Origin of the sequence: Amycolatopsis sp. NPDC089917 (assembly GCF_040684635.1) — a bacterium.
Taxonomy (GTDB): domain Bacteria; phylum Actinomycetota; class Actinomycetes; order Mycobacteriales; family Pseudonocardiaceae; genus Amycolatopsis.
Genome location: NZ_JBFBGL010000006.1, coordinates 34827 through 61359 on the forward strand (window position 1 = coordinate 34827; position 26533 = coordinate 61359).

A 26533-nucleotide genomic window follows, 5' to 3' on the forward strand; every position below is an offset into this window, starting at 1 on the left:
GTGACATGGGTCACCGCAGACCCGTGTGCTCGACTTCCCCGAGGAGCGATCGATGTCCCTGCCCATCCGCCGCACCCTGCTCCTGGTGACCGGCCTCGCGCTCGCGCTGACGGCCTGCACCAGCCGTGAGACCCAGCAATCCGCCCCGTCGGGCGCGGGACCGGCCGCTTCGGCGGCGCCGAGCCAGGCCGCCGCCGGACCGGGATGCGCCCGCGAGAAGACCGGCTACCCGCAGGTGGACGTGAAGAACGCGGTCGTCGGCTTCTCCCAGTCGGAGAAGGAGGCGAACCCGTTCCGGATCGCCGAGACGCAGTCCATCAAGGACGAAGCGGCGAAACTCGGTGTCCCGGCGGACAAACTCCTGGTCACCAACGCGCAGAGCGATCTCAACAAGCAGGTCAGCGACATCAAGTCGTTGCTGGACCGGGGCGCGCAGCTGCTCATCGTCGCGCCGCTGAACTCCGACGGCCTCCAGCCCGCCCTCGACGCGGCGAAGGCCAAGAAGGTCCCGGTCATCACGATCGACCGCAAGGTGACGTCGCAGCCGTGCTCCGACTACCTGACCTTCATCGGCTCCAACTTCGTCGAGCAGGGCAAGCGCGCGGCGCAGGAGATGGTGAAGGCGACCGGCGGCACCGGCAAGGTCGCGATCCTGCTCGGCGCGTCCGGCAACAACGTGACCACCGACCGCACCAAGGGTTTCAAGGACGAGATCGCCGGTACCGCGGGCGTCCAGATCGTCGCCGAGCAGACCGGTGAGTTCGACCGGTCCAAGGGCCAGGCGGTCATGGAGCAGCTCATCCAGAGCAACCCCGAGATCACCGCCGTCTACGCCGAGAACGACGAGATGGGCATCGGCGCGGTCACCGCGCTGAAGGCCGCGGGCAAGACGCCGGGCAAGGACGTCAAGATCGTCTCGATCGACGGCACACGCAACGCCGTCCAGCTCATCGCCGACGGCAGCTACAACGCGGTCATCGAGTCCAACCCGCGCTTCGGCCCGCTCGCCTTCTCCACGCTGCAAGACTTCGCCGCCGGCAAGGAGATCCCGCCGACCGTGGTCATCTCCGACGACCAGTACGACTCTGCGAACGCCGCGCAGAAGCTCGGGAACGCGTACTGACGATGGAACCGGTTCTCGAGGTCGAAGGCGTGACGAAGACGTTCGCCGGGGTGCGCGCGCTCGACGACGTGTCGTTCGCGCTGCGGCCGGGCGAGGTGCACGCGCTGGTGGGCGAGAACGGCGCCGGCAAGTCGACGCTGATCAAGGTGCTCACCGGCGTGCACAAGCCGGATTCCGGCACGATCCACGCGCGGGGCGCGATCTCCACGATCTATCAGGAGGTCAACCTCATCCCGCTGATGAGCGTGGCGAGCAACGTGTACCTCGGCCGTGAGCCGAGGAAGCGGTTCGGGCTGGTCGACTGGGCGCGGATGAACTCCGACGCGGCGGCCCTGCTGGCGGACTACGGCATCGAAGCCGACGTCCGCCGTCCACTCGGGACACTGGGCGTCGGCGCGCAGCAGATGGTCGCGCTCGCCCGTGCGGTGTCGGTCGACGCCGACGTCGTGATCATGGACGAGCCGACGTCCTCGCTGGAGCCGCGTGAGGTCGAGACGCTGTTCGAGGTCATCGGCAGGCTGCACGAACGCGGGATCGCGATCGTGTACGTGAGTCACCGGATGGACGAGCTGTACCGGATCTGCGAACGGGTGACGGTGCTGCGGGACGGCAAGCGGGTCCACACCGGACCGCTCGCCGACCTGCCGCGCCTGGACCTGGTGTCGATGATGCTCGGCCGCAGTGTCGGCGACATCCGGTCGCACGGCGCGACGGCCTTCGAGGGCGATCACGAGGCGGGCCGGGAACCGGTGCTGCGCGCGGAGAACCTCACCAGCGGCAACCGGCTGAGCGGGGTCTCGGTCGACATCCGGCCCGGCGAGATCGTCGGCCTGGCCGGACTGCTCGGCTCCGGCCGGACCGAGACCGCACGGGCGATCGTCGGCGACCTGTCGTTGTCTGGCGGCACCGTCCTCGTCGGCGGGAAGCAAGTGCCGCAAGGGAATGTGGCCGCCGCGATGCGCGCGGGGGTCAGCATGCTCGCGGAGGACCGCAAGACCGAAGGGATCATCCCGCATCTTTCGGTACGGGAGAACATCGTGCTCGCCGCGTTGCCGAAGCTGTCCCGGTTCGGGCTGGTCAGCCGTGCCCGCCAGGACAGGATCGTCGACACGTTCGTGAAACGCCTGCGGATCAAGGTGTCCAGCCCCGATCAGAAGGTCGCCGAACTCTCCGGCGGAAATCAGCAGAAGGTGCTGCTGGCCCGCTGGCTGTGCACCGAACCGAAGGTGCTCCTGCTCGACGAGCCGACCCGGGGCATCGACGTCGGCGCGAAGGCGGAGGTGCAGGCGCTGATCGACGAACTCGCCAAGGACGGGCTCGCGGTCCTGCTCATCTCGTCCGAGATGGAGGAACTCCTCGACGGCGCCGACCGGCTGGTCGTGCTCAAGGACGGCTCGGTGGTCGGTGAACTGGCGGGGGACCGGCTGACCCAGGACCACGTGCTCGCCGCGATCGCCTCGGGCGGCGCGGAATGACCAGCACCCAGCGGAGAACGGAGGAACCGGGAACCACCATGACGGACACGGCGAAAACGGTGGACCGGACCAAGGTGGCGCGGTGGCTGCAGGAGTACGGCGTGTACGTCGCCGTCGTCGCGCTCGTGCTGTTCAACATCGCGTTCACCGCGAACTTCCTGACCGTCGGCAACTTCCGGACCCAGCTCATCCAGGCGGCGCCGGTACTGGTGGTCGCGCTCGGGATGGCGCTGGTCATCGGGACCGAGGGCGTCGACCTGTCGGTGGGCGCGGTGATGGCGCTGTCGGCGGCGATCATCCCGCTGTACCTCGGCGCCGGAACGCTGCCCGCGGTCGCCATCGCGCTCGTGGCCGGGCTGGCCGCAGGGACGTTGAACGGTGTCCTCGTGGCCAGGATCGGGATCCAGCCGATCGTGGCGACCCTGGCCTTGCTCGTCGGCGGGCGCGGGCTGGCGCTGGTGCTCGCCGACGGCCAGCTCGTCCAGCTGCACGATCCGGACTTCCTGGCGCTGGGCAACGGCGAGGTGCTCGGGATCCCGGTGAGCGTGCTCATCGCGGCCGTGCTGGCCGTGCTCATGGCGGCACTGGTCGGGAAGACGGCGTTCGGCAGGCGGCTGGTCGCGATCGGCGGCAACCGCCGGGCCAGCGTGCTCGCCGGACTGCCGGTCAACCGCGTCCTCATCGGCGTCTACGCGATCTGCGGCGTGCTCGCCGCTCTGGCCGGGGTGCTCTCCACCGCCCGGCTCGGCGCCGGCGACCCCGCGGACGCCGGGTTGCTGATGGAACTGTCCGCGATCACCGCGGTCGTGGTCGGCGGCACCCCGCTGACCGGCGGACGCGTCCGCATCCTCGGCACGGTGATGGGTGTCCTGCTCATGCAGCTCGTCCGCGCCACGCTCATCAAGCACAACCTGCCGGATTCGACCGCGCAGATGATCCAGGCCGCGATCATCGTCGGCGCGGTGTACGTCGCACGGGAACGGAGCAGCCGATGACCGCGGCGCCCACGATGGCCGCCCAGGACTCCACCCGGCGCGAGCTGATGGCCGGGGTCCTGCAGAAACAAGGCGCGGCGATCGCGCTGGTGCTCATGGTCGCCGTCGCGTGGCTGCTGTTCCCGCGCTTCGGCAGCCTGGACAATCTGCGCGACATCGCCTTGCAGAGCTCGTTCCTCGCGATCATCGCGCTCGGGATGACGTTCGTGATCATCACCGGCGGGATCGACCTGTCGGTGGGCTCGGTCTACGCGCTCGGCGGGGTCCTCGCCGCGTACGGGTCGCAATGGGGCTTCCTCGTCGCGTTGCTGCTGCCGTTGGCGGTGTGCGGGCTGATCGGCCTGATCAACGGCCTGCTGGTCGCGAAGACCGGGATGGCGCCGTTCATCGTCACGCTGGCGTCGCTGCTGTTCGCCCGCGGGTTGCTGCTCGCGATCACCACCGAGGGTGCGACGACGTACAAGATCCCCGAAGGCGAGGCGTTCGTCGAACTCGGTCGCGGCACGCTCTTCGGGTTCGGCTATCCGGTGTTCATCGCCGCGGCGCTGTGCCTGGTCGGCGGGCTCCTGCTGCGGCGGACCCGGTTCGGGCAGTCGGTGTTCGCCACCGGCGGCGCGGAGCAGTCCGCGAAGCTGATGGGACTGCCGGTGGCGCGCACCAAGGTCACCGTCTACGTGATGAGCGGTGTCCTTTCCGGGCTCGCGGGCGCGCTCACCGCGGCCTACCTGCAATCCGGCGTCACGGTGATCGGGGTCGGCCTCGAACTGGACGCCATCTCCGTCGTCGTCATCGGAGGCACCCTGCTGACCGGCGGGATGGGCACGATTCTCGGAACGGTCATCGGGGTGGGCATCCGAACGGTGATCCAGAACGTCATCAACCAGATAGGAACCCTCGACAGCAACTACCAGTCGGTGGTCAGCGGTGCGTTCCTCTTGGTGGTCGTTGTGCTGCAACGGTCATTGGCCCGTACGACCGCCCGGAGATAGGGAGATCGCATGCACCGAAGAACCGCACGCGCCCTGAGCGTCGTGGCCGGCCTGCTCGCCGCCGCGACGACACTCGTCCCCGTCGCCCAAGCCGCGCCGGTCCCGCTGCCCACCCCGTGGACGGACCAGGTCTCGCCGTCGAACGCGCTGCCCGAGTACCCGCGCCCGCAACTGGTGCGTTCGGAATGGCTCAATCTCAACGGGACCTGGGGGTTCGCCGGCGCGCCGAACCTGAACTCGCCGCCGATCGGCAGGCCGTTGAGCGAGAACGTCCTCGTGCCCTACCCGGTCGAGTCGATGCTTTCGGGCATCAAACGGCACGAGGACAACATGTTCTACCGCCGGACGTTCACCGTTCCGTCCACTTGGGACGGCCGCCGGGTGAAACTGAACTTCGGCGCCGTCACCTGGGAGACCCGGGTCTGGGTCAACGGGACGTCGATCGGGAGCCACACCGGCGGTTTCGACGCCTTCTCGTTCGACATCACCCAGGCACTGAAGGCGGGGGAGAACGAGATCGTCGTCGGCGTCGCGTCCCCTGTGGACGGTAGCCGGTACCCGGTCGGGAAGCAGCGCAAGACGCCCAGCGGGATCTTCTACACGGCGGCGTCGGGGATCTGGCAGACCGTGTGGCTGGAACCGGTCCGGGCCGAGCACATCACCAGGCTCGACACCACACCCGACGTCCCGGGCGGCGCGCTCGACCTCGTCGTGCAGGGCACGGCCGGACAGCAGGCGACCGCCGAAGTGCTGTCCGGCGGGCAGGTGGTCGGCACCGCCACCGGTGCCGTCGGAGCTCATCTGCGGGTCCCGGTGCCGAACGCGCGGCTCTGGTCACCGGACGACCCGTTCCTCTACGACCTGCGGGTGCGCCTGCCGGGTGGCGACGTCGTCACCGGGTACTTCGGGATGCGTTCGCTGGGCAAGGCGATGGTCGGCGGGGTGATGCGGCCGCTGCTCAACGGCAAGTTCGTCTTCCAGCTCGGCACACTGGACCAGGGATACTGGCCGGACGGCATCTACACCGCGCCGACCGACGAGGCGCTGCGGTTCGACCTCGAACGCCAGAAGGCCTTGGGCTTCAATATGGTCCGCAAGCACATCAAGGTCGAACCGGCGCGATGGTTCTACCACGCCGACAAGCTCGGGTTGATGGTCTGGCAGGACATGCCCGCGCTCGACGCCGTCGACGAGGTCCCGAACGGGCACGCGAACTACGAATCCGAACTGCGGCGGATGATCGACCAGCACAAGGGCATCACCTCGATCGTGCAATGGGTGCCGTTCAACGAGGGCTGGGGTGAGTACGACGCCGGCCGGATCGTCGATCTGGTCCGCTCGATCGACGACACGCGGCTGATCAACCACAACTCGGGATCCAACTGCTGCGTGTCCGATCCGGATCCGGGCAACGGCGACGTGATCGACGACCACGCCTATCAGATCTCCACCGGCACCAGGCAACCCGACGCGAGACGGGTCGCGGTGCTGGGGGAGTACGGCGGCCTCGGCAGACGCGTCACCGGGCACGAATGGGAACCCGGCAAGGGTTTCGCGTACGGCGCGTTGTACCCGGACGAGACGTCGCTGACGAACCGGTACGTGGAGATCACCAAACAGGTCGGGCGGATGGTGCAGGGCCGGGGGCTCTCCGCGTCCGTCTACACCGAGCCGTACGACGTGGAGAACGAGGTCAACGGCTTCTACACCTACGACCGGCGCGTGCTGAAGATGACCGAGGCGCGCGTGCGCGAGATCAACCAGAAGGTGCTCGCCATCGCCAAGGGCACCGAGGTGGGCCGGGGCGAGCCGATCTCGCTGCGGGTCACCACGGCCGGGTACACGGATCGCTACCTGCGGCACCAGGACGACTTCGTGCGCACCGACGTCCTCGGCGAAGGCAGCGCGGACGTCGCCAAGAAGGACGCGACGTTCTGGGTCCGGAATGGGCTGGCCGACGCGTCGTGTCTGTCGTTCGAATCGCGGAACTACCCCGGGCAGTACCTGCGGCACGCGTCGTCGAGGATCCGCAAGGACGCGAATGACGGCTCGGCCCTGTTCGCCGGGGACGCGACCTTCTGCGCTCGGGAAGGGGCGGGCGGTACGGCGCTGGAGTCGTTCAACCAGCGCGGTGCCTACATCCGCCACTACGCGGAGACCGTCTATCTCGCGCGCAGCGGCGGGCCGAACCCGTGGGACACGCCGTCGAGCTTCGCGGAGGACACGACCTGGGCGGCTTCGGTCCCGCTCTGGCGCAGCGGCGCCGACCTGCCGCTGGACCAGACGCGTTCGTTCAAGGTGACCACGCCCGGCTTCACCGATCGCTTCCTGCGGCACCGTGACGGTCTCGCCCGGACGGACGTGGTGAACGCGTCGAGCGCGGCGTTGCTCAAGGCGGACGCGACGTTCGTCGTGCGGCGCGGTCTCGCCGATCCGTCGTGCTACTCGCTGGAGGCACGCAACTATCCGGGCCAGTTCCTGCGGCACGCGGACTTCCGGGTGCGCCTGGCCGCGAACGAGAACACCGACCTGTTCCGGAGGGACGCGACGTTCTGCGCCCAGCCGGCGGCCGGTGGAGTGCGGCTCGCGTCGGTGAACGAACTGGGCACGAACATGCGGCACTACGCCGAGGAGGTCTTCGTCGCCGCCAGCGGCGGTGGCCACGCGTTCGACAACCCGGCTTCGTACGACCAGGACGTCACCTGGGCGGTCTCCGCGGCCTGGGCCCCGTAGCGGGTGTCGAGTCCGTGAAGGCCTCCTTCACTACCTTCAGGGTAGGCAAGGAGGCCTTCACGGACTTGCCCTGAGCACGTACGAGGCAGGCGGTACCGAACCGCCGACCCACCGGAGCACGCCGGGCCTGTGCGGTCGTGAGTGAAGAGTCGGGCTAGGACCAACCGTGTCTTAGACACCTACGGTCGGGCGGTTTCGCGTGACCGGCGGGACGACACGTGTGATCAGACGGACGACACGCGTGACCGGCGGGACGACACGCAGCGGACTCGGCCGTGGCCGAGTGTCGTCCGTCCAGTCACGTGTGTCGTCCGTCTGATCACGTGTGCCGTCCAGGTGGTCACGCGAAAGTACCGAAGCACCCGGCCACACGGAGGTCGTGAGTGGCAACGAGGGTTAGAACCCGAATCGCCACTCACGACCGCCGCGAACACCCAGATCACGCCCGGTAACCTTGCCCCCATGATCGGCCCGGACACCCCCGCCTCCTTCAAGCTCGCGTACGTCCCCGGCGTGACGCCCTCGAAGTGGGCCCGGATCTGGGCCGAGCGGTCGCCCGGCATCCCGCTCGACCTCGTCCAGACGACCGCCGCCGACGCCCCGGGGCTCGTCCGGGACCGCGAGGTGGACGCCGTCCTGCTGCGTCTCCCGATCGACCGCGAAGGCCTGCACGCGATCCCGCTCTACACCGAGACGACCGTGGTCGTCGTCCCCAAGGACCATCTGGTCGCCGCCGCGGACGAGGTCTCGGTCGACGACATCGCCGACGACGTGGTGCTGCATCCGCTCGACGACACGCTGGACTGGGCCCGCCCGCCCGGGAAACCCGCGCTGGAGCGCCCCGCCACCACGGCGGACGCCATCGAGCTGGTCGCCGCCGGGATCGGGCTCCTGGTGGTCCCGCAGTCCCTCGCGCGGCTGCATCACCGGCGTGATCTGACCTACCGTCCGATCGCCGGCACGCCGGAGTCCGGCGTCGCGCTGTCCTGGCCGGACGACGAGACCACCGACCTGATGGAACAGTTCATCGGGATCGTCCGGGGCCGGACCGTCAACAGCACGCGGGGACGGCAGGAGTCCCAGGAAAAGCCCGAAAAGAAGGCACCGGAGAAGAAGCCTCCGGCTAAGAGCAAGCGCCCCCAGGCAGACGGCCGGAAGCCGCCGCCCGGGAAGCGTGGCGCTCCCAAAGGCGGGAAACGCCGCCGCGGCTAGCTCTCGCTACGGGAGGCCTTCACCCGCGCCTCTTCCTTGCGGACCTCGGCCTGGGTCTCGCGCTCCCGCTTCAGCCAATCGGGGTTCTCGGTCTTGACCGCGTCGATCTGCTCGGTGGTGAGGGCGTCGGTGATCCCGCCCCGCGCCAGGCCGCTGATGGAGATGCCCAGCTTCGCCGCGATCACCGGACGCGGGTGCGGCCCGTTGCGGCGCAGCTCGCGCAGCCACTCGGGCGGCTCGGCCTGCAGCGCGTTCAGCTCGTCGCGGGAGACGACACCCTCCTGGAACTCCGCCGGGGTGGCTTCGAGGTACACACCCAGCTTCTTCGCCGCTGTCGCGGGCTTCATCGTTTGAGGGGTTTTCTGCGACGTCATTGCACCAGGGTAACGAGCGGCCCGGGCACCGCTGATCACACCCGGTGACCGGGCTCGCCCTGGTCTTCGAGGTGGTCCGGCAGCGGACGCCGTGGTTCGCGATCGCCGGCGGGGTCCCCGCCTCCGGCGACCCAGACGATCACCACGCTCCATCGCGGCAGGCGCGTCCCCGGCGCCGGCAGCTGCGCGACGACCACGCCGTTCAAAAGGGGGTACGGGCTGTCGGGATCCGGGCCTTGCAGCAGGAAGCCCGCGTCGTGCCCGGACAACCAGGCATCGAGCGCTTGCTTCCCCACGAAGTCCGGCACCACGGCCATGAACCCTCACCCACGGCCGGGATACCGTCAGCCGCCCTTGCTCGGGAGGGCCACGAAGCCGAATCCGGCGAGCACCCCGACGACGGCAACGGCGGCGAGAACCAGCCAGGACACCGGATGCCCGAGGTTGAGCGTCCAGTAGGTCCCGACCCGCCGGTGCACCAGCAGCGCCGGATCGTCCCGGTTCAGGTAGACCATCCCGGCCGCGTACCAGTGGCGGTCGTCGTCCCGCTGTTCGTACCGGGTTTCGGGTTCGCCGTCGGCGGGAGACAGGCGGTGCCCGGCGTCACCGGACTTGAGCGAGAAGCCGAGCCAGGCGATGGAGGCGGCGAGAAGGGGCAGGTAGGCCACGATCGTGACCGGCACCGTCGTTTCGATCACCTCCCACAGCTGGAGCGAAACGACGAGCAGCGTCGCGTTGACGCATCCGGCCGAGACGAGCAGCAGGCTGAGCACGCCGTGCAGGTACTCCCGGTACCGCGAAGCCGACCGCGACGGCCGCGCTGCGTCGATCTCGGGGCGGGCACGGGAGATCGCGAAGGTCAGGAGCGAGACCAGGACGACGACCAGAACCTGCGCGAACACCGTCGAGAAGCTCGCCGTGTCGTTCGCCAGGCCGATGACTGCGGTGACGGTGGCGAGCAACACCGACGGCGTCAGAAGAATCCACTGTGGACGAACGGGATCCGACCGCAGCGAGGTGTCGGTGGCGACCGCCTGCCGTGTTCCGGCATACCAATCGCCGTCGCGTTTCGCGGCGGCGACAGTTCGATGCGCCAGGCTGCCGAGCACCGCGTAAAGCACACCGAGACCGACGATGACGAGGTCGATGCGTGCCGTCCAGCCGGAGAGGACGACGGCACAGGCCGCGACCGCGCCCGCCGTGACACCCCGGTTGTAGCGACGGCGTGCGAGCGCGATGGCGGGTTCGCCGACGCGTCCGGCGGGGATCCGGACGCCGAAGGGGAGCGTCGGCCGGGCCAGTGCGGGTCCAGAGCCGAACGCGGCCGCGATGAACGCGATCAGGGCCAGGTGCAGCCAAACCGGCCCGATCATCGCCGTGTGCTCACCGCGAAGGAGTCCAGCACGGTCTCGCAGCGGTTCGTCACCTCGCGCGGGCCCAGGCCGAGCGCGACGGCTTCCGCGAGCAGGGTGCGGAGCCGTTCCTGCCACTCGTCCGCGTAGCCGTCCTCCGCCGGTCCGGACGACGCGTCCCGCCGGACGACGGCGCCGGTCTTGCGGTTGATCCGGATGAATCCCTGTGTCCGCAGCAGGTCGTAGGCCTTGTTGACGGTGTGGAAGTTGATCCCGAGATCGGCGCCGAGCTGCCGGGTGGAGGGCAGGGCGGTGCCTTCGGCCAGCGTGCCGTCGGCGACGGCTTCGACGATCCGGTCGCGGATCTGCTGGTAGATCGGAACCTCGCTGTCGAGGTCGAGAGTCAGCAACACCCAGCAAGGATATCTGCTATACACTTGCTATAACAACTAGATCAGCTAGCGATCAGGGGAAGGTGGTCAGGATGGCGACGATCGACATCGCCGATGGCGGCGTGCGAGTGAGGTTCTCGGCCTGGGAGAGGCTGGCGGTGTGGCGTGACGAAGCGGTCGTGCCGCAGGCGGCGATCAAGGCCGTCGAACTCGTCGACGAGCCGGTGGGGCGGGCGCGCGGGGGACGGGCCGGAGTGCTGGTCAGCGGAGTGCTGAAGGTGGGTTACTGGGGGCTGGGCACCGGCGTCCGTCAGCTGGTGTCGGTCCGCAGAGGAGTTCCGGGGCTGCGGATCGCGATCGATCGTCAGGCCGCCGGGCTCCCCTTCGACGAGGTGCTCGTCAGTGTGGGGAACGCGGCGGAACTCGCCGGCGCGCTCGTGCCGAGCAACGCCTAGAGGTAGTCGAAGAACCGGTCCCACCACGACGGTGGCCGGTCCGGCGGGTAGAGGGCGTCGAATCCGCTGATCCCGGTGTACTTCGTCCACAGCGGGTGTTCGGAGACGGGCAGGTAGCCGAGCGTTTCCAGCTCGTCCTCCACCCGTCTTCGATCCCGTGCCGGGAAGAGGTCGCGTTCCTCGTCTTCGTCGTAGCTGCCGGGATTGCCCAGCGTCACCGCGACGAGGCCGCCGAAATTGCTGACCGTGACGGTCACCTGGTCCTGTGCGGAGGTCGCGCTCGCCGGGATCACGATCCTGCCGAGGTGGCTGGCGTCCTGGACATGACGGTCGACTTCGCACGAGCAGGCGAACCGCCGTTCCAGTCCCGCGGCCAGCCGTTCGAAACGTGCCCGCGCGGCCGGTCCGTCGAAGTCGTGCGGCACTTCCCAGTGACCGGGTTCGTCCAGTTCTCGCAGTAGTGCCCAGGTCTGCTGTTCGTCGAGGGGCATCGTCGCCTCCCGGCCTCGGGTGGTCTAGTCCACTTATCTAACTGACTTTAGCGAGCCATGTCCTGTGCGGACAATGGTGGGACGAATTATGGCCCGAAAATATTTCCCGGGGTAGCGCTGGCGCTACCCGCGATTCGGCGGCGTGCACTCCTGACCTTCGTGGCCGATCCGACCAGGGTTGTCGATGTCGATCCGAGCGAGCAAGGAGTGCGAATGACAGTACGCAAGGGGGTCGTGGTCCTCACGGTGGCGGGGCTGGTGGGCGCCGCGTGGACCACGACGGCGGACGCGGCCCCGGCGAAGGGCCAGGAGCTGCAGAAAAGCCTCGACTCGTTGGTGCGTCAAGAGAAGTTCCCAGCCGCGCTGGCCTTCGTGACCGACCGGGGGCGCACGACGTCGCTGGTCGCGGGGTCCTCGCGTATCGATCGCCAGGTCCCCGTCCCCCGGGACGGCACGGTCCGCGCGGGCAGCAACACCAAGACGTTCACCGCGGTCGTCGTCTTGCAGCTCGTGGCCGAAGGCAAGGTCGAGCTGGACGCACCGATCGAGAAGTACCTTCCCGGGATCGTGCGCGGCGAGGGCATCGACGGCACCAGGATCACCGTCCGGCAGCTGCTGCAGCACACGAGCGGACTGCCGGATTACGCCGACTACATCGGCATGGAGAACTTCGAGCAGCAGGTTCAGCACCGGTACATCCCGAACCACGAACTGCTCGCCGCGGCCCTGAGCCACCCGGCGAGGTTCGCACCCGGCACCAAGTGGGAGTACAGCAACACCGGCTACCTGCTGGCGGGCATGGTGATCGAGAAGGTGACCGGACGTCCGCTCCACGAGCAGATCACCGAACGCGTGATCAAGAAGGCCGGGCTGAAGAACACCTACTGGCCGCTGGTCGGCGACCAGACCATCCGGGGGCGGCACCCGCAGGGTTACGCCACCGGCAACGCCACCACCCGCACCGTGGTCGACGCGACCGAGCTGGATCCGTCCTGGGGTGGTGCCGCCGGCCAGCTGATCTCGACGCCGAGCGACCTCGGCAAGGTCATCCGGGTGCTGCTCGACGGGAAGCTGCTGCCCGCCGCGCAGCTGGCCGAGATGCGCAAGACGGTCGACGCGTCCGTGTTCCCGGGGGCGAAGTACGGCCTCGGCCTGATGAGCAACCCGCTCAGCTGCGGCGGGGTCTACTGGGGGCACGGCGGGGACATTCCCGGCTTCGAAACCCGCGGTGGGGCAACGGAAGACGGCCGTAGCGTCGGGCTCGCGGTGACCGCGGTGCCGGGGACGTTCGGCGACGGGGCGAAGGCCTCGAAGGCCGTCATGGCCACTGTGGACACTGCCTTCTGCAAGTGAGGAAAGTGCCCGGGCCGGGTCACGGCCCGGGCACTCACCGGCTCCGTCGAAAACCGGTTTCCGGTCCACTTCGGAGCCGCTACGCTGGCCACGGATCATCCCGGCGAGGAAGGACAGGACCGTGCGTCATCACCACGCCGTCGTCGTCCCCTCCGCCCGCTACGAGGTGATCCTGGTGTCTCCGCGCTCCCGGTGCCTGCCGCGCGGCACGCACCGGCCCGCCTGACGAACGCCTGCTTTCTCGCGTCCTTTCCGTTGCGCCGCAACGGTGAGGGCGCCTGCCCGCGTTCGCCGGAATCGCGCCGTCGGAGTTTCCGGAGTACACCTCGAAAGGCCCGCGCCATGCGCACCGACCCGCACCGCGTCCCCCTGTCCGCCGTCCGCAACCTGGGCATCCTCGCCCATGTCGACGCCGGAAAGACCACCCTCACCGAACGGATCCTGTACGTCACCGGAACCACCTACAAACGGGGTGAGGTCCACGACGGCACGACCGTGACCGACTTCGATTCCCAGGAGCGAGACCGTGGCATCACCATCTTCGCCGCCGCCGTCAGCTGTTCGTGGGACGGCCATCTCGTCAACCTGATCGACACGCCCGGCCACGTCGACTTCTCCGACGAGGTCGAGCGGTCGCTCCGGGTCCTCGACGGCGCGATCGCGGTGTTCGACGGCGTCGCCGGGGTCGAACCGCAGAGCGAATCGGTGTGGCGCCAGGCCGACCGGCACGGCGTGCCGCGGATCGCGTTCGTCAACAAGCTCGACCGCGCGGGCGCCGACCTGGACGCGGCCGTGGCGTCCATCCGGGACCGGCTGCACCCGCGTCCGTTGGTGGTCCAGCTGCCGATCGGGGCCGAGGACGGCTTCGTCGGCGTCGTCGACTTGGTCCGGATGCGGTCACTCGTCTGGGCGGACGGGGCCGAGGCTGCCGAGGAAGGCCCGGTTCCGGAGTGCCTTGTGGACGAAGCGAACCGGCGTCGCCGACTGCTCGACGAGGCCGTGGCGGAAGTCCACCCGGCCGCGCTGGAGGAGTTCTGCGAGTCGTCGGCGGTTTCGGCGGAGACACTGGTCTCGGCGCTGCGCGAGCTCACCCGCACGGGCGACGGCGTCGTGGTGCTGTGCGGCTCGGCGTACCGCAACCGCGGTGTGGAGCCGTTGCTGGAAGCCGTGGTGGCGTATCTGCCCGCGCCGTCGGACGTTCCGCCGGTCCGGGGCGAGTATGACGGCACGGTCCACGAACGTCCCGCCGATCCGTCGGCGCCGTTCGCTGCCTTGGTGTTCAAGGTGACCTCGACGGCCACCGGGCGGTTGACCTACCTGCGGGTGTATTCGGGCACGATCCGGACTTCGGAGGCGGTGATGGACGTGGGCTCCGGTCGTGGCGAGCGCGTCGGCCGTATCCTGCGGGTCCAGGCAGACCGGCACACCAGGGTGGACAGCGCCGTCGCGGGCGACATCGTCGCGGTGGTCGGGCTGAAGTCGGCCCGGGCGGGCGCGACGCTGTGCACGCCGTCGGAACCGCTGCTGCTCGAACCGCCGGTCGTGGCCGATCCGGTCGTGTCGGTCGCCGTCGAGGCGCGGACGGGAACCGACACGGAACGGCTGATGGCCGCTCTGGCGAGACTGGTCGAGGAGGATCCGTCGCTGGTCATCAGGACCGATCGCGAGACCGGTCAGACCCTGCTGTCGGGGATGGGCGAGCTGCACCTGGAGGTGGCGGTGGAGAAGATCCGGCGCGACCACGGGCTGGACGTCGGCGTCGGGCGGCCTCGGGTCGCCTACCGCGAGACGGTCGCCCGCGGCGTGTCCGGTTTCGTGTACCGGCATGTCAAGCAGGATGGCGGCGCCGGGCAGTTCGGGCAGGTCGTGATCGACACGGAACCGCTGGCGGAAGGGGAGTTCGAGTTCGAGTCCACTGTGGTCGGTGGCCGCGTGCCGCGGGAATACGTCCGCGCTGTCGAGGCGGGTTGCCGTGACGCGCTGGCCGAAGGCCCTCTCGGCGGGCATCCGGTCACCGGTGTGCGGGTCACGTTGACCGACGGGGGGACCCACTCGAAGGACTCGTCGGAGCTGGCGTTCCGGGCGGCCGGGCGATTCGCGCTCCGGGCGGCTTTGGTGGCCGGAGCGATGACGCTGCTGGAGCCGATCGCCGAAGTGACCGTCACCGTGCCCGAAAGCGCCGTCGGCGTGGCGCTCGGCGACCTCGCCGCGCGGCGCGGCCGGGTGCTGGGATCGGTGGTGCGCGCGGGAACGACGGTGGTCACCGCGACCGTGCCGCTGGCCGAACTGTTCGGCTACGCGACGCGGCTGCGCAGCCGGACCCAGGGCCGCGGCACGTTCACCGCCCGGCCGACCGGTCACGCCCCGGCGCCGGCGGGGCAGCCGGTCCGGTAGACGGACGCCGGCCCGCTCACGGAACCCGTGGGCGGGCCGGCGCTCCTCCGTGTCATCCGGCGATCGGGCGCCGGGGTGACAGCGGTCCTCACCCGGTCACGGAACGGGATGCGGCGGGCGGCAGTTCTGCCGCGGCAGGGCGTGCGAACCGTTGGTGTACACGCCGTCCGCGATCGTGTCCTCCATGATCGAGCGGTGATCGGTGGGACGGGCCCACTGGTAGCAAAGGTGCTGGGCGAAGTACCCGCCAGGCGCTTCGAGGGTGTCGAAGTGGCAGACGCCGTCGGTCTCGATGCAGTAGCGGATGAACGGGATACCGCCGAAATCGGTGCGGCCGGGCCCGAACGAGACGTAGCCGCCGAACGGTGACGGCGCCCCGGTGCCCGCCGGGAGCACCGCGCTGATCCCGCGTCCGGGCGGCCCCACGGGCTGCATCGGGTCGGCGAAGATCTTCGCGCTGAACCGGGACTTGTCGACGGCCAGCTTCCCGTCGGCGATGTCGTTCAGCACCTTGTTCGCGACCAGCGCGCCCTGGGAGTACCCGACGACGGTGAACTCCGCGCCGGGGTTCTCGTCGAAGGAGCTTTGGACGACACGGCGGGCTTCTTCGTGGCCGCGCGCGACGCTCTGGTCCATCGGTGTCTGGTCGCAGTTGGGTGCTCCGGCGGCCCCTGCCGGGTAGTGGACCACCTTCTTGATCCCGCCTCGCAACCAGGCGTCGTTGTAGACGGTCGCGGCTCCGTCGCAGGTGCCGCCGATGAGGATGTAGTAATGCGCCTGGTCGGCCGTCTCGGCCTGGGCCGACGGCGCGACGGCGCCGGCCAGCCCGGTGGCCAGTGCGGCCGCCGCCAGGACCCCCCTGAACTTCTTCACAGTCATCATCCCTTCCGCTCGACTACGGTGCGTGTTCGAACGTTAGGGATGCGTGATGAAATTTTGATGAAACCCGCCGTCAGGCCCAACGAACTGGGCCGAACGGCGTCAGTGGGAGAGCACGTTGACCACGTGGCCGCTGGGATCACGGACGAAGAACCGCCGGACGCCCCACTCCTCGTCTGTCAGTTCGTGCACGATCTCCGCTCCGGCGGCTTTGGCCGCCGCGTACGCCGCGTCGACGTCGTCGACCTCGATCGAGGCGACCGGCACGACCGGCGCGGTTTCGTCATGGGTCATGAGGCTCAGCTGGACCTCCGGCCGGTCCGGATCCGCCAGGGTCACGATCCAGCCGTGGTCCATCACCACCGTGAACCCCAGAACCCGCACGTAGAAGGCTTTCGTCTGCTCCAGCGTCCGGGTTTCGAGGTCGGTGACCACTCTCTTGATCGACATGCGCCGATCCTGGCACAGGGGTCCGACGCTTTCGGGGGAGCAGGAGCGGTGTCGCGAGCATGAGCACCCCGGCGATGCCGACGGCGGCGCGCGGGCCGGTGAACGCGGCGAGCAGGCCCCACAGCGCGGTCAGGGCCGCGGTGGTGAGCTTCCCGGCGATCGACCAGGCCGACAGCGTGCGCGCCGCGCGATCCAGCGGCACCTGTTCTAGCCTGCTGGTGGCGAGCACCGGGTTGAACACGCCGATGCAGGTGATCAGGGCGAACTCGACGACGATGACCAGGACCAGCCCCGGAATACCGGGCTGGATGAAGACCAGCCCGACGGGCCAGCAGACGCGCAGCCACCCGGTGACGAAGAGGACCCGGTCCCGGCCGTACCGGGCGACGACGTTCCGGGAGATCCTCGATCCGATCAGGCCTCCGAGACAAGGCACGGCGAAAGCCACCGCGTACTCCCATGGGGCGAAGCCGAGCTGTCCGAGCATCAGCACGGCCATCAGCGGCGCTGTCGCCATGATCAGGCCGTTGACCACGATCGTGTTGGCGAACAGCGGCCGCAACACCGGATGGGTGAGGATGAACCGCCAGCCTTCCCGCAGGTCGCGGCCGGTCAGTCGAGGGCCGTCCGGCCTCGCGGGCGGTGGCTCCGCGCCGCCGACCGCGCGGATCCCGGCCGCCGAGAGCAGGTAGCTGACGGCGTCGGCGGCGATCGTGATCACCGGTCCGAACAGGCCGACGGCGAACCCGCCGAGCGGCGGGCCCAGCACCGTCGCGGTCCAGGTCGTCGACTCGAAACGGGCGTTCGCGACGAGCAGGTCCTCCCGCGGCAGCAGCGTTTTCAGGAAGGCCCCGCTCGCGGCCAGGAACGTGATGTCGGCCGCCGAGACGACGACCGACACCGCGAGCAGCTGCCAGAAGCCGAGCAGTCCCAGCGCGTACGCCATCGGGACGGTCAGCAGAGCCCCGAAGCGGACCAGGTCCATCGCGATCATCACCGGTCGCTTGCGGCGGAACTCGACCCAAGGGCCGAGCGGCAGCGCGACCGCCGCGCCCACGACGAGACCGGCGGACGCCAGCAGCGAGACCTCGGTGGTGCCCGCGCCCAGAGCCACGATGGCGATCAGGCTGAACGCGTCGAACGCGAACCTCGTGCCGAACGCGCTCGCCGCGTATGCCGCCCAAAGCCAGCCGAACCGTCGCCCCAGCGATCTCCCACCCACCCGCGAGATCAAAGCAAGCCGGGGCGCCCAAGTCGAACAACGGGTCGTTGGCGGGTCACAACCGGGGGTTGTGCGACCCGCTCAGAGATCCCCGAGCGCGGTGACCGGCGACTCGACGCAGTCCGCGACGAACCGCAGGAAGCCGCCGGCGGTCCCGCCGTCGCACACCCGGTGGTCGAACGCCAGCGTGAGCTCGCAGACCTTCCGCGCCACCAGCGCGCCGTCGACCACCCAGGCGCGGTCGATGATCCGGCCGATGCCGAGGATCGCCGCCTCCGGGTGATTGATGATCGCGGCGGAGCCGTCCACCCCGAACACGCCGTAGTTGTTCACCGTGAACGTCCCGCCGGTGAGCCCCGCCGGGCCGAGCTTGCCCTCCCTGGCCTGCGCGGTCCGCTCTCCGATCGCCGCCGAAAGGTCCCTTGTGGACAGTGAACCCGCGTCGCGGACTACCGGGACGACGAGGCCGCGGTCGGTCTGGGCCGCGAAGCCGAGGTTGATGTCCCGCAGCAGGACGATTTCGTCGCCATCGACCCGTGAGTTCAGCTCCGGGTACTTCCGCAGGCCCGCGACGGCGAACCGGGCGACGAGGCCGAGAAGGCTCACCGGGCGATCCGGCGCCGACGCGTTCAGCGCCTTGCGCGCGGTGACGAGTTCGGTCGCGTCGACGTCGACCCAGACCGTCGCCTCGGGGATCTGGCGCCGCGAGGTCGTGAGCTTGTCGGCGACCGCCTTCCGGACTCCCGTAAGCGGGATCCGCGTCTCGCCGTCGCGCTGCTCGGGGACGGTGAGCGCCGCTTCGACGTCGGCCCGGCGGATGACGCCGCCCGGTCCGCTGCCGGTCAGCTTCGTCAGGTCGATCTTGTTGTCCGAGGCCATCTTCCGGACGAACGGCGAGATCACGCCCGGTGCTTTCGGCCGTTTCTCCGGAGCGGTGGTGACGACGGTGCGCGTCCGGCGTCGCCGCGTCGTGGTGGTCGTGCCGTAGCCGATGAGGACGTTGCCGCTGCCTTCGCTCGCTGTCGTCACGCCGGGTTCGGCGAACCCCGGGCCGATCGTGAGCAGGGGAGCGCCGACCGGCAGCGACTGACCGGGTTCGCCGTGAAGACGGGTGACGACGCCGGCGAACGGCACCGGCACCTCGACCGCGGCCTTCGCGGTCTCGACCTCGACGACGGGCTGGTCGACGCCCACGGTGTCGCCTTCCGCGACGAGCCAGGTGACGATGGTGCCTTCGGTCAGGCCCTCGCCGAGGTCCGGGAGCAGGAAGTCAGGCACCGGCCACCACCGGTTCGTCGTTCCACTGCAGCCGGGCGACGGTGTCCAGGATCCGGTCGACGTCCGGAAGCTGATGGCGCTCCAGCTTCGGTGGCGGATAAGGGATGTCGAGCCCGGTGACGCGCAGGACGGGTGCGTGCAGCTGGTGGAAGCACTGCTCGGTCACACGGGCGACCACTTCGGCGCCGTAGCCGCCGAAGCCGGCCGCCTCGTGGACGACGACCGCGCGCCCGGTGCGGCGCACCGAGGCGGTGACGGTCTCATCGTCGAACGGGCTCAGGGACCGGAGATCGACGACCTCGACGTCCCAGCCCTCGGCCTTCGCGGCTTCCGCGGTTTCCAGCGCGGTGGCGACCATCGGGCCGTACGCGATCAGCGTGACGTCCTTGCCCTCGCGGCGCACGACCGCGCGGTCCATCGCCGCGCCGTCTCGGGTGAAGGAGACGGTTTCCTTCGACCAGTAGCGGCACTTGGGTTCGAGGAAGATCACCGGATCCGGCGAGTCGATCGAGTCGCGCAGCAGGTCGTAGGCGTCCTGGGGCGTGCCCGGCGTGACGACGCGCAGGCCGGGCGTGTGGGTGTAGTAGGCCTCGCTCGAGTCGCAGTGGTGCTCGACGCCGCCGATCCCGCCCGCGTAGGGGATCCGGATGACCATCGGCAGCGACAGCGCGCCGCGTGTGCGGTTCCGCAGCTTCGCGACGTGCGAGGTGATCTGCTCGAAAGCGGGGTAGGCGAAGGCGTCGAACTGCATTTCGACGACCGGGCGGAATCCGCCCATCGCCATTCCGACCGCGAAGCCGACGATGCCGGACTCCGCGAGCGGCGTGTCGAAACAGCGCTCCTCGCCGAAGTCGGCGGTGATGCCGTCGGTCACCCGGAACACGCCGCCGAGCGGGCCGACGTCCTCGCCGAAGATCAGCACACGGTCGTCGTCCTTGACCGCGTCACGCAAGGCGGCGTTGAGCGCCTGGGCCATCGAGATCTCGGTCATCAGCCCTCCACGGCTTCCAGTTCGGCCGCCACCAGCGCGCGCTGAGTGGCCAGCTGGCGGGTCGGAACGGCGTACACGTGCTCGAACAGCGACATCGGATCCGGCTCCACGTCGGCGTTCAAGGTGTCGCGCACCCCGGCCGCGAACGTCTCCGCCTCGGCGCGGAACCGCTCGATATCGTTGTCGGACACCAGGTTCCGGCCGGTCAGATAGGTTTCGAGGCGGCGGACCGGGTCGGCCGCGCGCCACTTCTCGACCTCGGCCTGGTCGCGGTAGCGGGTCGCGTCGTCGGCGTTGGTGTGCGCGTCGATGCGGTAGGTGTGCGCCTCGACCAGGACCGGTCCGCGACCGGCACGCGCGTGCGCGACGGCGTCGTCCAGCACCGACAGGACCGCGACGGCGTCGTTGCCGTCGACCTGCTCGGAGCGGACGCCGTAGCCGACGCCCTTGTAGGCCAGTGCGGGTGCGGCGCTCTGCTTCTCGAACGGCACCGAGATCGCGAACCCGTTGTTCTGCACGAAGAACACCACGGGTGCCTTGAACACGGCCGCGAAGTTGAGCGCCTCGTGGAAGTCGCCCTCGCTGGTCGCGCCGTCCCCGATGAGCGCGAACGCGACGGCGTCTTCGCCGCGGCGCTGCATCGCGTGCGCGAGCCCGGCGGCGTGGAGGGTCTGGGTGGCCAGCGGGGTGCACTGCGGCGCGACACGGGTCTCGGCGGGGTCGTAGCCACAGTGCGCGTCACCGCGAAGCAGCGTCAGGATCTCGCCCGGTTCGAGCCCGCGGGCGACCAAGGCGACCGAATCGCGGTAGGTGGGGAAGAGCCAGTCGGCTTCGGTGAGCGCCAGCGCACTCGCGACCTGGCAGGCTTCCTGGCCGGCGCTCGACGGGTAGACCGCGAGACGACCCTGTTTGGTCAGCGCGGTCGCTTGCGCGTCGAACCGGCGGCCGAGGACCATCAGCCGGTAGGCCTCGACGAGCCGATCGGACGGCGGCTCGGCGTAGCCGCCGTGCTCGTCGACGCGCGTGCCGTCCTCGGCGAGGAACCGCACCGGGACTCCGGACGGCAGCAACGCGGCGGCAGGGGTCTCCCGCGACATGACGCAGCACCACCTTTCACAGACATATGATGCTGAGATGGTGGTTTCCGAAGTCCTGGTGTTCAAGAGGCAGGCGAAATGAGCGACAAACTGTCCGTGGGATCGGTTCAGTCGAGCCAGACGTCCAACAGTGGCGTGGCTCACGGGGCGGATCCGGGACGAACGGTCCTTGCCCTCGACGACATCGACCGCGCGATCCTCGCCGAACTGGCCGCCGACGGCAGGCTGGCGATCCGCGCGCTGGCGGAACGGCTGCACATTTCGCGCACCAACGCCTACGCGAGGCTCGACAGGCTGATGTCCGAAGGCGTCATCACCGGCTTCCACGCCCGGATCGATCCGCGTCGGGCCGGACTGGGGACGAGCGCGTACATCCTGATCACCGTCGAGCAGACGTCGTGGCGCACGATGTCGGCCGAACTGCGGGAGATCCCGTTCGTCGAACACGTGTCGCTCGTCGGCGGCGATTTCGACATCCTGCTGCTGGTGCGGACGCCGGACAACGCGTCGCTGCGGGACGTCGTCCTGGAACGCCTGCAGGCGCTGGACGGAGTGCGGTCGACCCGGACCTGGCTGATCTTCGAGGAGCAGCAGGGCGGCGGCACTCGCCTCTGAACGCGCTTGGCCCCCGTTCGGTCCCGGTCGGCATGCCCCGAGCGCCACGTCCGAGACGTTCAGTGTCCCGAACGTGGCGCTGGAGGCATCCCGGCGAGCGGCCCCGGACTCTGTAACGCTCTCCGCCCTCTCGCCGAATACAGGCGGGTCGTGATGGCGGAGGCGGAGGAATCGTGGCGCGTGTCCTGCTCCTGATGTCGGCCGCCATGCTCTTCTTCGGCGCAGCGGCCTGTGCGGCGGCCGGACCACGGACGCTCCCGGCGGTCACGACGAGCGTGGAGTCCACTACGCCGAGCCCGTCGGGCACGGAAGTGACCACGACGGTCGTCACCACCTCGACCATCGCGACGCCGACCAAGACCACGGCACCCACCAAGACCAAGAACTCCACCAAGACGAAGGCCGGGCAGCGCGAGGCGGCCTGCCGCGAGGACGAGAACCAGTGCTACGAGCCGGGGACGAACACCAGATGCCAGACCGGCGGCTGCGTCAACGCCGCGCGAGGGCTGACCCAGCGCGACGTCTTGAAGGAACGCGACAACTGGCTGCGCGCGCATCCGGGTTGGTGCCCCGCAGGGGAGACCGGAGCCGTGGCACCCTGTTGACCGAGAGGCATCGCCGAACACTCCATTCGGGTGGTAACGGTTCGGCATTCGATGTATCTGATCTACTCGCCATTGACACCTTCCTACGATCGCGGCGACTGGGTGGAGGAATGCGGTGACGGTGGAGGGCGCGGGTCAGGACTACCTGACACGGCAGATCGGGGCACTGCTCGAAGCGATTCGCGAGGAGGGGCCGGTCGGTGAAGGCAGACGTAGTTTCCGGCTCGCCGGGCACCTCGCCGCGGAGGGCGGGTTCCACCTCGGCGACATCCTCGCCGCGACGGCGCACCTGCTGGCGGTCCACGCGTGGAACAACGGCTACCTCGCCGCGGCGGAGGTGCTGACGCGCCGCATGCGGGACTTCGGCGCCGAATCGGTGGAGCTGGTGCAGCACCTCGTGCGGCTGGAGACCGGGAGCGAGCAGGGCTGGCTGCCGCTCGACGACCGGGAAGCGCTCATCGACTACGCGCGGCGGGTCCAGCGTCCCGACATCGAACAGCGCGCGCAGGCGATCGCGCCCTTGCTGCCGGACGTCACCGATCCCGAGAGTCCTGATCGGATGGCCAGTGAGTCGTGAGATGGTGCTCGGGATCAGCGAGGACGCCGCGGATCACCGATCCGGCGGCGCCGCGTACGGCCGCCCCCGTGCCGAGCGCCGAGCGGATGACGCGCACCGGCGACCAGGCCGTGCTGAGCACGCGGCGCTCGAGTTCGGCGAGCAACGGGCCACGCAGCCACGGTTCGAGCCGGGCGTAGGTTCCGCCTAACACCACGGCAGGCACGTCCATCAGATTGACCACAGTGGACAGTCCGACGCCGAGATGCCCGGCGGCGACGGTGACCGCCGAAAGGGCCGCGTCGTCGCCGGATTCCAGCGCGGAGATCAGGGCGTCCACGGTCTCGACGCCGGCCAGTCGCAGGATCTCCTCCTGGCCTGCCATCCGCTCCAGGCAGCCGTTCGCGCCGCAGGAACACGGCGGGCCGTCGGGCGCCACCGGCAGATGGCCGATCTCGCCGCCCGCACCCCGGACGCCTTCGAACAGCGCGCGGTCCAGCACGATCCCCGCGCCGATCCCGATCTCCCCGGACACGTGGACGAAATCCGGCAGCGCCGAGCCGTGCCAGAGCTCGGCGAGCGCGGCGAAGTTGGCTTCGTTGGCGACCGTGAAGGTCTCACCGAGCCGGTCCGCGAGGTCGACGTCGCGCCAGCCGAGATTGGGGGCGAGTCGCACGACGCCGGATTCGACCAGGCCCGGAACCGCGATGCCGACGCCGCCGACGGGTACGCCCAGATCCTCCGCCTGCTTCCGCGCCCGGCGAAGGAACGCCGACACGCGCTGGAAGACGCGCGGGGTCCGGTTGTCCGCGTACCGGACCTCTTCGGCTCGGACGGCGCCGGTCAGGTCGACGAGGCAGGACGCCAGGTAGTCGACGCCGATCTCGATGCCGAGCCCGTGCGGGCCGGTGGGGGAGAGGGAGACGACGGTGCCGCGCCGTCCGGGGCCGGCACGCTGTTCCGGTTCGCCTTCGGCCACGAGATCCGCCGCGATCAAACGGTCGACCACGCTCGACACGGTGGCCTTCGTCAGGCCGGTGGCGGCGGCGAGACCTGCTCGTGAAGTGCCGGGGCCGTCCGAGATCGCGCGCAGGACGAGGGCGGCGTTGTGCTGCCGCACGGTGTGCTGTCCCGCCGGGCGCGTGCCGATCATCGCGCGATTGTATTCGTTCGATGCCTGAACGAAAGGCTTGACCCGCCGCCGGACGCGTCGATAAGTTCAGGCATCAAACTAATTCGTGGAGGCGAGATGGTTCAGGCACCGACGCGTGAGGACAAGTTCAGCTTCGGGCTGTGGACCGTAGGCTGGCAGGCGAACGACATGTTCGGCCCGGCGAGCCGGGGCCCGCTGGACCCGGTCGAAGCCGTGCACCGCCTCTCGGATCTCGGTGCCTGGGGCATCACCTTCCACGACGACGACCTCATCCCGTTCGGCTCGGCCGACGCGGAACGCGCCCGGCACCTGAAGCGCTTCCAGGGGGCGCTCGCCGAGACCGGTCTCGTCGTGCCGATGGTGACCACGAACCTGTTCAGCCACCCCGTTTTCAAGGACGGCGGCCTGACCAGCAACGACCGCGACGTCCGCCGCTACGCGCTGCGGAAGGTGCTGCGGAACCTGGACCTCGCCGCCGAACTCGGCGCGTCGACCTTCGTGCTCTGGGGCGGTCGCGAAGGCAGCGAGACCGACGCCGCCAAGGACGTCCGCGCGGCGATGGACCGCTACCGCGAGGGCATCGACTTCCTCGCCCAGTACGTCATCGACCAGGGCTACGGACTCCGGCTCGCGCTCGAACCGAAGCCGAACGAGCCGCGCGGCGACATCCTGCTGCCGACCGTCGGGCACGCGCTCGCGTTCATCTCCACGCTGGACAACCACGAGATCGTCGGCGTGAACCCGGAGGTCGGCCACGAGCAGATGGCCGGGCTCAACATCGTCCACGGCATCGGGCAGGCCCTGTGGCAGGGCAAGCTGTTCCACATCGACCTCAACGGCCAGCGCGGCCCGCGATTCGACCAGGACCTCGTCTTCGGCCACGGCGACGTGCTGTCGTCGTTCTTCCTGGTCGACCTGCTGGAGAACGGCGGCTACGACGGGCCGCGCCACTTCGACTACAAGCCGCTGCGCACGGAGAACATGGACGGGGTCTGGGCCAGCGCCGAAGCCAACATGGCCAGCTACCTGCTGTTCGCCGAACGATCGCGTGCTTTCCGCGCCGACCCCGAGGTGCGGGCCGCGCTGGACGCCGCCCTCGTCCCGGAACTGGCGAAGCCGACGCTCAACGAGGGCGAGACGGCCGCGGACCTGCTGGCGGACCGGTCGGCGTTCGAGGACTTCGACCCGGACAAGGCGGCGGAACGCGGTTACGGCTTCATCCGCCTGTCCCAGCTCGCCCTCGAACACCTCACCGGTGGCCGTTAAAGCTTGTCGACGTCGACGACCGCCTTCGCGAACTCCTCCGGCGCCTCTTGCGGCACGTTGTGGCCGATCCCGTTCAGGATCCGGTGCTCGTACTTGCCGGAGAACTTCGAGCGGTAGGCCTTGCCGTCGGTGTTCGGGCCGTCGAAGTCGCTGCCGATCGTGATGGTGGGCACCGAGACCGCCGGGCCCTGGGCGAGTTTCTGTTCGAGGGCGTCGAGTTTCGGGTCGCCGTCGGCGAGGCTGAGCCGCCAGCGGTAGTTGTGGATCACGATGGCGACGTGGTCCGGGTTGTCGAAACAGGCCGCCGAGCGGTCGTAGGTCGCGTCGTCGAAGGCCCACTTTGGCGACGCGATCTTCCAGATCAGCTTGTTGAAGTCGTGGCGGTTCTTCGTGTAGCCGAGGATGCCGCGCTCGGTGGCGAAGTAGTACTGGTACCACCAGCCGAGCTCGGCGGTCGGGGAGAGCGGCTGCTTGTTCGTCTCCCGGTTGGTGACCAGGTAGCCGCTCACCGAGACGAGCGCCTTGCATCGCTCGGGCCAGAGCGCGGCGATGATCACGGCCGTGCGGGCGCCCCAGTCGAAGCCACCGAAGACGGCCTTCTCGATCTTGAGGGCGTCCAGCAGCGCGACGATGTCGGCGGCGATCGCGGACTGCTGGCCGTTGCGGAAGGTGTCCTTCGACAGGAACCGCGTCGGCCCGTAGCCCCGCAGGAACGGCACGATCACCCGGTACCCGGCCGCGACCAGACGCGGGGTGACGTCGACGTAGCTGTGGATGTCGTAGGGCCAGCCGTGCAGAAGGACGACCACGGGTCCGTCGGCGGGACCGGCTTCGGCGTATCCGATGCTCAGTTCCCCGGCGTCGATCTGCTTGAGCGGTCCGAACGAGGTGTTCCCGCCGGTCGTGGCAGGCGCAGCCGCCGGTGCGGCCGCGGGCTGGGCCGAGCAACCCGCCACGGTGGCGCCCGCCGCCGCGGCGGCGACGGCCTGTGCGAACCTTCTCCTGCTGAGCATCCTGATTCCTCCCGCGAAACGCCTGGTACGGGATGAAACTAAGGGCGTGGCGCGGGGCGCGGCGACTGTC

The 26533-nt window shown here is 69.5% G+C and carries 26 protein-coding genes; 13 read left to right on the forward strand and 13 right to left on the reverse strand.

Features of this window, described 5'->3' with window-relative positions:
• Nucleotides 1-52: 52 nt before the first annotated feature.
• The 6 genes from AB0N89_RS06795 to AB0N89_RS06820 all read left to right on the forward strand — a co-directional run bounded on the left by AB0N89_RS06795 (nt 53) and on the right by AB0N89_RS06820 (nt 8527).
• The gene (locus tag AB0N89_RS06795) at nt 53-1123 is read left to right on the forward strand and encodes an ABC transporter substrate-binding protein (RefSeq protein ID WP_364200949.1); all 1071 of its coding nucleotides are present in this window, start codon (nt 53-55) and stop codon (nt 1121-1123) included.
• Between the two features lie 2 nt (nt 1124-1125).
• The gene (locus tag AB0N89_RS06800; protein ID WP_364200951.1) at nt 1126-2598 is read left to right on the forward strand and encodes a sugar ABC transporter ATP-binding protein; all 1473 of its coding nucleotides are present in this window, start codon (nt 1126-1128) and stop codon (nt 2596-2598) included.
• 38 nt (nt 2599-2636) lie between these two features.
• Entirely contained in the window at nt 2637-3593 is a 957-nt protein-coding gene (locus AB0N89_RS06805; RefSeq protein WP_364200953.1) for an ABC transporter permease, read from the forward strand.
• The gene (locus AB0N89_RS06810; RefSeq protein ID WP_364200955.1) at nt 3590-4582 is read left to right on the forward strand and encodes an ABC transporter permease; all 993 of its coding nucleotides are present in this window, start codon (nt 3590-3592) and stop codon (nt 4580-4582) included. Before AB0N89_RS06805 ends, AB0N89_RS06810 begins: the two co-directional genes overlap by 4 nt.
• Nucleotides 4583-4591: 9 nt before the next feature.
• Complete coding sequence (locus AB0N89_RS06815; protein WP_364200957.1) at nt 4592-7315, forward strand: AbfB domain-containing protein; 2724 nt, start codon at nt 4592-4594, stop codon at nt 7313-7315.
• A gap of 462 nt (nt 7316-7777) precedes the next feature.
• Nucleotides 7778-8527, forward strand: coding sequence for a LysR family transcriptional regulator substrate-binding protein (locus tag AB0N89_RS06820; RefSeq protein WP_364200959.1), 750 nt, complete (start codon nt 7778-7780; stop codon nt 8525-8527).
• Here the strand turns inward: AB0N89_RS06820 and AB0N89_RS06825 are convergent.
• From AB0N89_RS06825 to AB0N89_RS06840, 4 genes are all read right to left on the reverse strand, one after another.
• Nucleotides 8524-8874: a DUF5997 family protein gene (locus tag AB0N89_RS06825; protein WP_364201182.1), complete on the reverse strand. Its 351-nt coding sequence runs from the start codon at nt 8872-8874 to the stop codon at nt 8524-8526. The two genes, AB0N89_RS06820 and AB0N89_RS06825, sit on opposite strands and share 4 nt — an antisense overlap.
• Nucleotides 8875-8936: 62 nt before the next feature.
• Nucleotides 8937-9218 (reverse strand): PASTA domain-containing protein, encoded by a 282-nt coding sequence (locus AB0N89_RS06830; RefSeq protein WP_364200961.1) that lies wholly within the window; start codon nt 9216-9218, stop codon nt 8937-8939.
• A gap of 27 nt (nt 9219-9245) precedes the next feature.
• Nucleotides 9246-10274 (reverse strand): DUF5808 domain-containing protein, encoded by a 1029-nt coding sequence (locus AB0N89_RS06835; RefSeq protein WP_364200963.1) that lies wholly within the window; start codon nt 10272-10274, stop codon nt 9246-9248.
• Nucleotides 10271-10666, reverse strand: coding sequence for a GntR family transcriptional regulator (locus tag AB0N89_RS06840; protein ID WP_364200965.1), 396 nt, complete (start codon nt 10664-10666; stop codon nt 10271-10273). Before AB0N89_RS06840 ends, AB0N89_RS06835 begins: the two co-directional genes overlap by 4 nt.
• A gap of 71 nt (nt 10667-10737) precedes the next feature.
• Between AB0N89_RS06840 and AB0N89_RS06845 the strand changes: the two genes are divergently transcribed.
• Entirely contained in the window at nt 10738-11100 is a 363-nt protein-coding gene (locus AB0N89_RS06845; RefSeq protein ID WP_364200967.1) for a hypothetical protein, read from the forward strand.
• On the opposite strand, the gene AB0N89_RS06850 is transcribed toward AB0N89_RS06845, so the two are convergent.
• Complete coding sequence (locus tag AB0N89_RS06850; RefSeq protein ID WP_364200968.1) at nt 11097-11591, reverse strand: hypothetical protein; 495 nt, start codon at nt 11589-11591, stop codon at nt 11097-11099. The two genes, AB0N89_RS06845 and AB0N89_RS06850, sit on opposite strands and share 4 nt — an antisense overlap.
• A 213-nt stretch (nt 11592-11804) precedes the next feature.
• Between AB0N89_RS06850 and AB0N89_RS06855 the strand changes: the two genes are divergently transcribed.
• Both AB0N89_RS06855 and fusA read left to right on the forward strand, forming a co-directional pair.
• Nucleotides 11805-12944, forward strand: a complete 1140-nt coding sequence (locus AB0N89_RS06855) for a serine hydrolase domain-containing protein (protein ID WP_364200970.1) — start codon at nt 11805-11807, stop codon at nt 12942-12944.
• Nucleotides 12945-13286: 342 nt separating this feature from the next.
• Complete coding sequence (fusA, locus tag AB0N89_RS06860; RefSeq protein ID WP_364200972.1) at nt 13287-15338, forward strand: elongation factor G; 2052 nt, start codon at nt 13287-13289, stop codon at nt 15336-15338.
• A 96-nt stretch (nt 15339-15434) separates the two neighbouring features.
• On the opposite strand, the gene AB0N89_RS06865 is transcribed toward fusA, so the two are convergent.
• The 6 genes from AB0N89_RS06865 to pdhA form a co-directional block, all read right to left on the reverse strand.
• A complete protein-coding gene (locus AB0N89_RS06865) occupies nt 15435-16217 on the reverse strand; it encodes a PE-PPE domain-containing protein (RefSeq protein WP_364200974.1) in 783 nt (260 codons plus the stop codon).
• 102 nt (nt 16218-16319) lie between these two features.
• Nucleotides 16320-16601 carry a VOC family protein gene (locus tag AB0N89_RS06870; RefSeq protein ID WP_364200976.1) on the reverse strand — a complete coding sequence of 94 codons (282 nt, stop codon included), beginning with the start codon at nt 16599-16601 and terminating at the stop codon, nt 16320-16322.
• Nucleotides 16501-17889 carry an MFS transporter gene (locus AB0N89_RS06875; RefSeq protein ID WP_364200977.1) on the reverse strand — a complete coding sequence of 463 codons (1389 nt, stop codon included), beginning with the start codon at nt 17887-17889 and terminating at the stop codon, nt 16501-16503. Before AB0N89_RS06875 ends, AB0N89_RS06870 begins: the two co-directional genes overlap by 101 nt.
• 81 nt (nt 17890-17970) lie before the next feature.
• A complete protein-coding gene (locus AB0N89_RS06880; RefSeq protein WP_364200979.1) occupies nt 17971-19167 on the reverse strand; it encodes a dihydrolipoamide acetyltransferase family protein in 1197 nt (398 codons plus the stop codon).
• Complete coding sequence (locus tag AB0N89_RS06885; RefSeq protein ID WP_364200981.1) at nt 19160-20158, reverse strand: alpha-ketoacid dehydrogenase subunit beta; 999 nt, start codon at nt 20156-20158, stop codon at nt 19160-19162. The genes AB0N89_RS06880 and AB0N89_RS06885 overlap by 8 nt, the downstream gene beginning before the upstream one ends.
• Nucleotides 20158-21255 (reverse strand): pyruvate dehydrogenase (acetyl-transferring) E1 component subunit alpha, encoded by a 1098-nt coding sequence (gene pdhA / locus AB0N89_RS06890; protein ID WP_364200983.1) that lies wholly within the window; start codon nt 21253-21255, stop codon nt 20158-20160. Before pdhA ends, AB0N89_RS06885 begins: the two co-directional genes overlap by 1 nt.
• Before the next feature lie 135 nt (nt 21256-21390).
• Between pdhA and AB0N89_RS06895 the strand changes: the two genes are divergently transcribed.
• The 3 genes from AB0N89_RS06895 (at nt 21391) to AB0N89_RS06905 (ending at nt 23052) form a co-directional block, all read left to right on the forward strand.
• On the forward strand, nt 21391-21870 hold the full coding sequence (locus AB0N89_RS06895) for an Lrp/AsnC family transcriptional regulator (protein ID WP_364201184.1): 480 nt from the start codon (nt 21391-21393) through the stop codon (nt 21868-21870).
• 173 nt (nt 21871-22043) lie between these two features.
• Nucleotides 22044-22475 (forward strand): hypothetical protein, encoded by a 432-nt coding sequence (locus AB0N89_RS06900; protein ID WP_364200985.1) that lies wholly within the window; start codon nt 22044-22046, stop codon nt 22473-22475.
• Nucleotides 22476-22590: 115 nt separating this feature from the next.
• Nucleotides 22591-23052, forward strand: a complete 462-nt coding sequence (locus AB0N89_RS06905) for a hypothetical protein (RefSeq protein ID WP_364200987.1) — start codon at nt 22591-22593, stop codon at nt 23050-23052.
• On the opposite strand, the gene AB0N89_RS06910 is transcribed toward AB0N89_RS06905, so the two are convergent.
• The gene (locus AB0N89_RS06910; RefSeq protein ID WP_364200989.1) at nt 23009-24184 is read right to left on the reverse strand and encodes an ROK family transcriptional regulator; all 1176 of its coding nucleotides are present in this window, start codon (nt 24182-24184) and stop codon (nt 23009-23011) included. The two genes, AB0N89_RS06905 and AB0N89_RS06910, sit on opposite strands and share 44 nt — an antisense overlap.
• A gap of 96 nt (nt 24185-24280) precedes the next feature.
• Here AB0N89_RS06910 and xylA point away from each other — a divergent pair, with 96 nt between their 5' ends.
• On the forward strand, nt 24281-25450 hold the full coding sequence (xylA, locus tag AB0N89_RS06915) for a xylose isomerase (RefSeq protein ID WP_364200990.1): 1170 nt from the start codon (nt 24281-24283) through the stop codon (nt 25448-25450).
• On the opposite strand, the gene AB0N89_RS06920 is transcribed toward xylA, so the two are convergent.
• A complete protein-coding gene (locus AB0N89_RS06920; protein WP_364200992.1) occupies nt 25447-26463 on the reverse strand; it encodes an alpha/beta hydrolase in 1017 nt (338 codons plus the stop codon). The two genes, xylA and AB0N89_RS06920, sit on opposite strands and share 4 nt — an antisense overlap.
• Nucleotides 26464-26533 lie beyond the last annotated feature (70 nt).